This is a genomic window from Oikeobacillus pervagus (assembly GCF_030813365.1).
Taxonomy (GTDB): Bacteria; Bacillota; Bacilli; order Bacillales; family DSM-23947; genus Oikeobacillus; species Oikeobacillus pervagus.
Genome location: NZ_JAUSUC010000072.1, coordinates 1 through 9153 on the forward strand (window position 1 = coordinate 1; position 9153 = coordinate 9153).

Here is a 9153-nt window from a genome sequence, read left to right on the forward strand (position 1 = left end):
TACGGCTCCTAGGCGCTCGAGGTCAATTGTCAATCTCCTTCAGAGGGAAAAGCACCCTCTTGCGGATTTTGTCAATTGCTTGTCGCGCCTGGGCAGTCGCCTCCGCATTTAAGATTAAATCCATTCTAAATGGAAGGCTATGGCGATGAGGATGAGGATGGATAGGAGCATGACATCAAAGGTGGTTGGAAGAAAAATGGTACGAATTCCTTGGAAAATGCAAAATGGGATGATAAATTGTTGGCAAACACATCGAACAGTCCGCAACCATGGGGGCAGTGTATAAGGGTTATATTTTCTTCTCATAGTAAACACTCTCCATTTTAAGTTACTTCATCATATGAAATAAACCATTATTCAGTGAAAACCTCATATAATCTTTCACATAACGTATAATATGAGAAAAATAGTCGATAATGATTGACGAAAACATTCATTTTTCGGTAAAATTATATAGAATATATAATAAGCTATGATAGGGAAGAGTACGGTGGGTTATTGCTTTTTAGAGAGGGAAATCAATGGTGGGAGATTTCCTAAGGAATGCCACGGGAAGGTCACCCTTGAGCTGCTTTTGCGAACATGTAAGTAGTAAAAGCCGGTTAGAAGCCGTTATAAAGTTTAAGAGCACAGGAATTTTTTTCTGTGAAAAAAGGTGGTACCGCGAATCAACTCCTTTCGTCCTTTTGACGTGAGGGGTTTTTTATTGTTTTGGAAATTAAAGTTGTTTAGGAGTGTGTTTTTAATGGAACAAAAAGAAATTTCAATGCCAACAAAATATGATCCGAACGCCATTGAAGAAGGACGTTACGAATGGTGGGTTAATGGAAAATATTTTGAAGCAAAAGATGATGAAACGAAAGAACCGTATACAATTGTTATTCCACCGCCAAATGTGACAGGTAAATTACATCTTGGGCATGCATGGGATACGACTCTACAAGACATTTTAACCCGTATGAAAAGAATGCAAGGCTATGATGTTCTATGGTTACCAGGGATGGATCACGCTGGAATTGCGACACAAGCAAAAGTGGAACAAAAACTTCGTGAAGAAGGAAAAACTCGTTATGATTTAGGTCGCGAGAAGTTTGTTGAAGAAGCGTGGAAATGGAAAGAAGAATATGCAAGCTTTATTCGAAAACAATGGGCAAAAATGGGACTTGGACTTGATTATAGCCGTGAACGCTTCACATTAGATGAAGGATTATCGAAAGCGGTACGAGAAGTATTCGTCACTTTATATAAAAAAGGTCTAATTTACCGTGGAGAATACATTATTAACTGGGACCCTGAAACCAAAACAGCTTTGTCTGATATCGAGGTGATCTATAAAGATGTGCAAGGTGCATTCTATCATATGAAATACCCGCTTGCTGATGGTTCTGGTCATATTGAAATTGCAACGACGCGTCCAGAAACAATGCTTGGGGATACAGCAGTTGCCGTTCACCCTGAAGATGAACGTTACAAACATTTAATTGGAAAAACCGTTATTTTACCGATTGTTGGTCGAGAAATTCCGATTGTTGGCGATGACTATGTGGATATGGAATTTGGTTCAGGTGCGGTAAAAATTACACCAGCACATGACCCGAACGATTTTGAAGTTGGAAATCGTCATAACTTAGAGCGCATTTTAGTGATGAACGAAGATGGAACAATGAATGACAAAGCTGGAAAATATAAAGGAATGGACCGTTTTGATTGCCGTAAACAAATTGTGAAAGATCTGAAGGAGCAAGGTGTATTATTTAAAATTGAAGATCATATGCATTCTGTCGGGCATTCAGAACGAAGCGGAGCCGTTGTTGAACCATATCTTTCAACACAATGGTTTGTGAAAATGCAACCATTAGCAGATGCATCTGTAGATCTTCAAAAAACGGAAGGAAAAGTCCACTTCGTCCCAGACCGATTCGAAAAAACGTATTTGCATTGGATGGAAAATATTCGCGATTGGTGTATTTCTCGACAATTATGGTGGGGACATCGCATTCCAGCTTGGTATCATAAAGAAACTGGTGAAGTATATGTAGATCATGAGCCACCTGCTGATATTGAAAATTGGGAACAGGATTCGGATGTATTAGATACATGGTTTAGTTCGGCATTATGGCCATTTTCTACAATGGGATGGCCGGAAGTTGATTCAGCTGATTTTAAACGATATTATCCGACAGCTGCATTAGTCACTGGATATGATATTATTTTCTTCTGGGTTTCACGTATGATTTTCCAAGGACTGGAATTTACTGAACAACGTCCATTTAAAGATGTTCTCATCCATGGTCTTGTTCGGGATGCTGAAGGGCGGAAAATGAGTAAATCACTTGGTAATGGGGTTGACCCAATGGATGTGATTGATAAGTATGGAGCGGATTCCTTGCGCTATTTCTTATCGACAGGAAGTTCTCCAGGTCAAGATTTACGTTTTAGCATTGAAAAAGTCGAATCCATTTGGAATTTTGCGAATAAAATTTGGAATGCCTCACGTTTTGCGCTAATGAATATGAATGGGTTAACCTATGATCAATTGGATCTGACAGGTGAAAAATCCGTCGCGGACCAATGGATTTTAACTCGTTTAAATGAAACGATTGAAACCGTCACAAAATTAGCTGATCGTTATGAATTTGGTGAAGTGGGTCGTGCCCTCTACAACTTTATATGGGATGACTTCTGCGATTGGTATATTGAAATGGCAAAACTCCCATTATACGGGGATGATGAAGCGGCAAAGAAAACGACTCGATCCATTCTTGCTTATGTTCTTGATCAAACAATGCGCTTGCTTCATCCATTTATGCCGTTTATTACCGAGGAAATATGGCAGAACTTGCCGCATCAAGGCGACTCCATTACCGTTGCGAAGTGGCCAGTTGTAAAAGCAGAGCTGAGCAATGCGGAAGCAGCAGAAGAAATGAAATTACTTGTGGAAATCATTCGTTCTGTTAGAAATATTCGAGCAGAAGTGAATACCCCTCTTAGCAAAAAAGTCAATATGATGATTAAGGCTAAAGGGAATAAAGTCGTTGCAGTATTGGAGAAAAATCGTGCGTATATCGAACGTTTCTGTAACCCTGAACAGCTTCAAATTTCAACAGATGTGGAAATACCAGATAAGGCCATGACGGCTGTTGTGACTGGTGCCGAAATCATTCTTCCATTAGAGGGATTAATTAATATGGAAGAGGAAATCGCCCGTCTTGAAAAAGAGTGGGCAAAATGGAATAGTGAAGTAGAACGTGTTCAAAAGAAATTAAGCAACGAAAAATTTGTCAGCAGAGCACCAGAAAAAGTAGTCAATGAAGAAAAGGCGAAAGAGAAAGATTACCTAGAAAAACGTGCGATCGTGGAAGAGAGAATTCAAGAATTAAAAGGCTAATAGCAATCAAAGCAGGTTCCTTTTTAAGAGGAGCCTGTTTTTTGTAGCGCCTGAGACATCAAAACTAGACAAAATTCGATTTTTTTCTAAAATAGATATAGACTAGCTTATCCCGCCTTAACGGGCAGTAAAACCTCCACTTCAAAATGATTTGAAAAACAAAAAAGATAGGTGGAGGATCACGGCCTCTAAAGGTCCGATAAGTTCAACGAACATTCAGTGGAGGATGAAGAAAACCCCAACTGAATGAAGTTTCACTTTATATGAAATTGATTTTTTGGAGGGCTAATAATGATTACAGCATTTGATGACGCTTTACAATGGATACATAACCGACTCTCACTAGGAATAAAACCAGGCTTACAACGAATGGAATGGATGATGGAAAAGTTAGATTATCCAGAACGTCGTCTTAAAGCTATTCATATTGGCGGAACAAATGGAAAGGGTTCAACAGTTGCTTTTATTCGTTCGATTTTGCAAGAAACTGGATATGAAGTAGGAACATTTACATCCCCATATATTGAACAATTTAATGAAAGAATCAGTGTAAATGGACAAGCTATTTCGGATGAAGAGATTGTGGAACTTGTGAATATCGTCAAACCGTTAGCAGATCAATTGGAACAAACGGATCTTGGTGCTCCAACAGAATTTGAAGTGATTACAGCAATGGCCATGCTCTATTTTGCAAAAATTCATCCTGTTGATGTCGTTTTATTCGAAGTAGGATTAGGAGGTCGATTAGATTCTACTAATATTATCCATCCTATACTTGCCGTCATTACAAGCATTGGGCTTGATCATACCCATATATTAGGAGAGACGATTGAAGAAATCGCCTTTGAAAAAGCAGGGATTATTAAGGGTGGTGTTCCTGTTGTTTCGGCGGTGGAACAACAAGAAGCGAAACAGGTCATCGAAAAACGGGCAAAAGAAGGAAGATCTTCTTTATATGATCTTGGGAAGCATTTCACATATGAGCATACGCGTTCCTTGCCTGAAGGAGAAGAAATAGAATTTCAATCAGTCTATGGAGATTTCAAAGGATTAACAATAGGATTACGAGGAAATCATCAGGTTAGTAACGCAAGCACCGCAATTATGGCCTGTTTGTATTTAAAAAAAATGTATGCTTTTCTTATTGAAGAGGAGCATATTCGAAAAGGTGTACAAAACACCCAGTGGCCAGCTAGAATGGAATTCATATCTGATCGCCCACCCATTCTATTAGATGGTGCTCATAATTACGAAGGGATACAGTCGCTCGTTCAGTCCATTAAAACACGTTTTCCAAATAAAAAAGCCACTATTTTATTTGCGGGGTTAAAGGATAAAAAATTGGATAAAATGATTCCTCTTCTAGATGAAATTGCAGAAGAAATCATCTTCACAACTTTTGACTTCCCTCGAGCTGCGAAAGAAGAAGACTTCGCAGTATTTATTGGAGACCATCGAAAATTTATCGCTGATTGGAACACATATATAGAGGAAAGAAAACAACAAACTGGAGAAACAGATCTCCTTCTTATTACAGGTTCATTATATTTTATATCCGCTATTAAAAAATGCTTTAATAATTGAAATCAGCCTTAAGTTTATAAAACACTAGGTAAAAACACCCTGATTGATCAGGGTGTTTTTTGGTTAAAAAATCATGTACTAAGATGAAATGTGTGGTAAAATAGTAATATATTACATATTTAAAATTTAATCCTAAAGGAGGAGGGAAGATGTATGAAACGAAGGATTTTCAGATATTCGATTTTCATGGCTATTTTATTTCTGCTTACATCCAGTCTCATAAATCCGCAGATACTAAAGGCGGCCGAACAATCAAACATCGATTTTTCCGTTATTCCTTCTGCAAGTGAGTATGTGTTAGACTCAAGTGGTAAAGCGGAAGGGCACTTGAATATTGATATTTTATCGAAGGAGATGGAGACTGAATCTGATGTTGTCATTATGTATGATACGAGTGCTCATATGGTGAAAGATCAATTGATCAAGGGCCAATCAAAGAAAAAGGCCGGGGAGGAAATTTTAGACAACATCATTCAGTTTTTTGAACATAATCAATTTGGAAATGATATTTCTTTTATTCCATTTGATGGGAAGGTCATTGAAAATAAAATTGTACATGGGTTAACAAATATCAAGAAAATGAGTATCCAATATTCGGATAAAAGCAGGAATAATAATCTTAAGGATTCTTTACTGGATACGAATCATTGGATTTCAACTCATCTGAAAACTACAACACAAAAAAAACTCATCCTTATAACAGAAGGAAAGAAAACCGTTCATAATCATATGGAAGGCATCGGGACTATTTTAAAAAAGAATCATATTTCCTTATATCCGATAGCTTTAAGTGACAATAATGAAAACGCCAATCATTTTCAAAACCTTGCTGCAGAATCGCAAGGAAAAGCTCTTTTTTATAAAAAAGACCAGGATTTGACTAGATTTTTACAAGAAATAATGAAAGGAAAAAAGAAGGACCATTCGAACATTTCTGGCAAAGTGATTCTTGATTTGAGTGACTTCAAAGGGAAGGTAGAAGTAACACCGACCCATAATGCTGAAATTCATGATCAAATGATCCATATTCCTTTCAATCTATCTGAAAACGAATTACAGAAAAAATGGAGTCTTCCTATTATTTTTAAAAAAGAAGGTACTTATATATTCGATAAAATAAAGCTTGTTCTCAATGATGGAGAAATAATGACTCATCCTTCCGTTACGATTGTAGTAAACAAAGGGGATGAACTTGGGGTAGAAATAATGGCTAAACCTTCCCAAGAGAAAGTAGTGAAACCTGTAGATCAAAATGCGGAAGGATCGATCGATTTTCACATAACCCCAAAAGGTGAAGAAAAAAAAATTCGTCGGAAACCAGTTGATGTCGTGTTTGTATTTGATAAATCAGGTTCAATGGATGAAATTGGGAGAAGACCCGAGAAATTAAGAAGTGCGAAAGATGCGATGACAGCTGCGATTCAGTATTTTAAAGAAAATGCTGGCCCTAGTGATCGATTTGCATTTATCCCTTTTGATCAACAAATAGATGAACGGTATAAAATAAATCTATCGACTAAAGATCAACTGTCTTCCATTTTATTTAACGTAAACAATATTAAAGCAAATGGAGGAACGAACTATACAGATCCATTAAGGGAAGCTAGAAAAATGTTAGAAAACTCTTCAAATGATAAGAACATTGTTTTTTTAACAGATGGGAAACCAATGACCGCTACATCAAAAGAACAAGTTCAATATAATAAGGGAGTTAAGGATTGCTTTAGGTTGTTTTTTAATTGTAAACGGGATGAAGTATCAGAGGAGAAATTTGTATTTTTTGATTTGCAATTTCGTAGTAAGGGATCGTTATCTACAAAAGTCTATTTCTATGATGGAAACAGCATAGTGACAGATGCTACTGTAAATTTACATGATACCTTTTATAATATGAAAACTCTTTCTAAAGATAAAAAGAAAGTAACACAATTAATCAAGCAAAAAGGATTAGAAGAAGCATACCGATTAGCGAGTAGCCAAATAAAGCTATATTCCGTCGGTTTTGGAAATGATCAAAGTGAATTAGACTCTAGTTATTTACAAACCTTATCTTCTGCTACAGGTGCTTTTGCAAAAAAAGCTTCAGAAGGAAATGTATCAGATGTATTTATGAATATTTCAGAAAGTATTAATGCCCATAAATTAGATACGGAAATAAGAGTCGATCTTCGTCCTTTTGAAGGAAAAGTGAAAGTACAAGAGGGTTCTGGAATCCGTGTAGAAAATGGGATCGCTTATTTTAATCATCGATTTATTTATGAATATATGAAAGGTACTCCAAATCCAATTGATTTAACCTTACCATTAGAGTTTACAAAGGAAGGAGAGTATACCTTTAATGATATTTACTACACATACACAGGGCCAAATGATAAACAATCAATGCCGATAAAAGTGGATCCAATCACCATTATTGTAAGTCCAGAAGCACCGCCAACATTAAAAGGGACAATGGAGCTACAAGGAGAAGTGAACACCGTTGACAACATGATTAAAGAGAAAGGCGGTAAGGGGAATTACTTTAATGTCGATTATACTCTTTCCCCAGGAGGTTTAAGTGATCATAAAGTAGTAGGTAAACTGACTTCTATTCACATTATTCAACCTCTTCCAGAAGGGATTATGGTCAATCCTGCTCCGAATATAGCGGAACGAGTAAGGAATGGACAAAGAGAAGCGGTGGTTACTGTCAATAAGGATATCTCTTATTCTTCTGGAAAATTCACGCCTGAACAAGTGTCTGCGATGTTGTCCTTAAGAGCAGAGTGGGCTCTCAATAATATCAAAATGCCGTTAGCTACCATTGAATATACTGACAGTCGGTTCGGAAAAAGCAGTCATACGATTCCACCTTCTCAAGAGGTGCTTAATAATAAAGTACGATTATCATCGTTTGATCAAACTGCCTATGATGGATATTCAAATGGAATATTAAAGAAAGTAGATTCCAAAAATAATCAAGTAATGGCGGAAACAGAATATCCAAACCCTTATGGTTTCAAAGCAAAAGCAGTTAAAGAGCTTGAGTGGTTATTTGATTCAAATCATAAAGCGATCCGTATCACATATTATGATGACGATCAAGCCATTGCTTATTTGGTACCTGATATAGAAATGACTGGTGCGAGGACTGGAAATACGATTGGCGATTACGCAAAAGTTCAAGAAAATGTATATGTTTCTTTAAACCAATTAGTGGCCGGAAAAGGAACCAAATATTATTATCAAGTTGAAAATAATACGGGCAATTCTACGTGGAAGGAATTTGACTTGAATACCAAAATTCTATTAAATGTCCCAGGGAAAAATACCATTAAAGTAAAATCCCGAGGCGGATTTTCTATTGATGAGTATATGGTAAGCAAAACTGTGATAATTGAAAAACTTGTTGAGGAAATTAAAGTAGATCCAAGTTTTATAGAATTAAATGTGAATGAGTCCAAAACGATTAAAATTACAGTATTGCCAGAAGATGCTTTAAATAAGGATTACACAGCAGAAGTCAAAGATGATAAAGTGGTGGAATTCGATCCCAAGGAAAATGTCATCATTGGAAAAGCTCCTGGAGAAACGAAAATTATTTTCACAGCTAATGATGACTCGAAAGTGAAAGCGAAAATTACGATAAAAGTAACAGATCCTTTCATCCCCTTAGAAAGTATTCGATTTAAAGAAGTAATCTATCGATTAAAGCCGAATCATTCAAGGAAAGAAGTTATGCAATATCTTATCTTTAACCCAGATAAAGCAACCTATCAAGAAATTCAACATGTAACATCATCAAATGAGAATGTCATTAAAATTGTGGAGCAAGATGGAAAATGGTATATTCAACAAACTGGGCAGTTAGGCTATGCAACTGTTACAGTGACCGCTGTAAAAAAAGATCGTAACGGTAAGATAATAACAGATGGCAAAGAAATAAAAGATTCCGCTGTGTTTGAGGTGGAGGAACAAACGACATCACCTCCGAGTAAAGATCGTTTGGAAGGCAAATGGTGATAATCTTTGTTCAAAAAAGTTGTTGCTTTTGGGATATGACAGAATATTTAAATGTAAGCAATCGGTGAATTAATTTGCCGGTTGCTTTTTAAGTGCGCCCTGCATGGGCGGATACTTGGTGGTGAAAGTCCACTACAGGCTTGGCAGTAGGAACTGTTAGCGAAAGACAAGGTGGCTAT

Annotated in this window: 4 protein-coding genes and 1 other annotated feature; of the genes, 3 read left to right on the plus strand and 1 reads right to left on the minus strand. The window is 36.8% G+C overall.

The features are described from left to right. Positions 1–114 precede the first annotated feature (114 nt). Entirely contained in the window at positions 115–306 is a 192-nt protein-coding gene (locus J2S13_RS15885) for a YszA family small membrane protein (RefSeq protein WP_307258825.1), read from the minus strand. A gap of 157 nt (positions 307–463) precedes the next feature. Next, positions 464–689 (plus strand) — a binding site (T-box leader). A gap of 56 nt (positions 690–745) precedes the next feature. Here J2S13_RS15885 and J2S13_RS15890 point away from each other — a divergent pair. The 3 genes from J2S13_RS15890 to J2S13_RS15900 all read left to right on the plus strand — a co-directional run bounded on the left by J2S13_RS15890 (position 746) and on the right by J2S13_RS15900 (position 8974). Continuing rightward, entirely contained in the window at positions 746–3388 is a 2643-nt protein-coding gene (locus J2S13_RS15890) for a valine--tRNA ligase (RefSeq protein WP_307258828.1), read from the plus strand. A gap of 291 nt (positions 3389–3679) precedes the next feature. Continuing rightward, complete coding sequence (locus J2S13_RS15895) at positions 3680–4972, plus strand: bifunctional folylpolyglutamate synthase/dihydrofolate synthase (protein ID WP_307258830.1); 1293 nt, start codon at positions 3680–3682, stop codon at positions 4970–4972. 153 nt (positions 4973–5125) lie between these two features. Beyond that, positions 5126–8974 (plus strand): VWA domain-containing protein, encoded by a 3849-nt coding sequence (locus tag J2S13_RS15900; protein WP_307258831.1) that lies wholly within the window; start codon positions 5126–5128, stop codon positions 8972–8974. Positions 8975–9153: the final 179 nt, after the last annotated feature.

Excerpts from the sequence above, each read along its gene's own strand:
- J2S13_RS15900 (WP_307258831.1), top strand. The coding sequence starts at position 5,126 with ATGAAACGAAGGATTTTCAGATATTCGATTTTCATGGCTATTTTATTT.
- J2S13_RS15890 (WP_307258828.1), top strand. The coding sequence starts at position 746 with ATGGAACAAAAAGAAATTTCAATGCCAACAAAATATGATCCGAACGCC.
- J2S13_RS15895 (WP_307258830.1), top strand. The coding sequence starts at position 3,680 with ATGATTACAGCATTTGATGACGCTTTACAATGGATACATAACCGACTC.
- J2S13_RS15885 (WP_307258825.1), bottom strand. The coding sequence starts at position 306 with ATGAGAAGAAAATATAACCCTTATACACTGCCCCCATGGTTGCGGACT.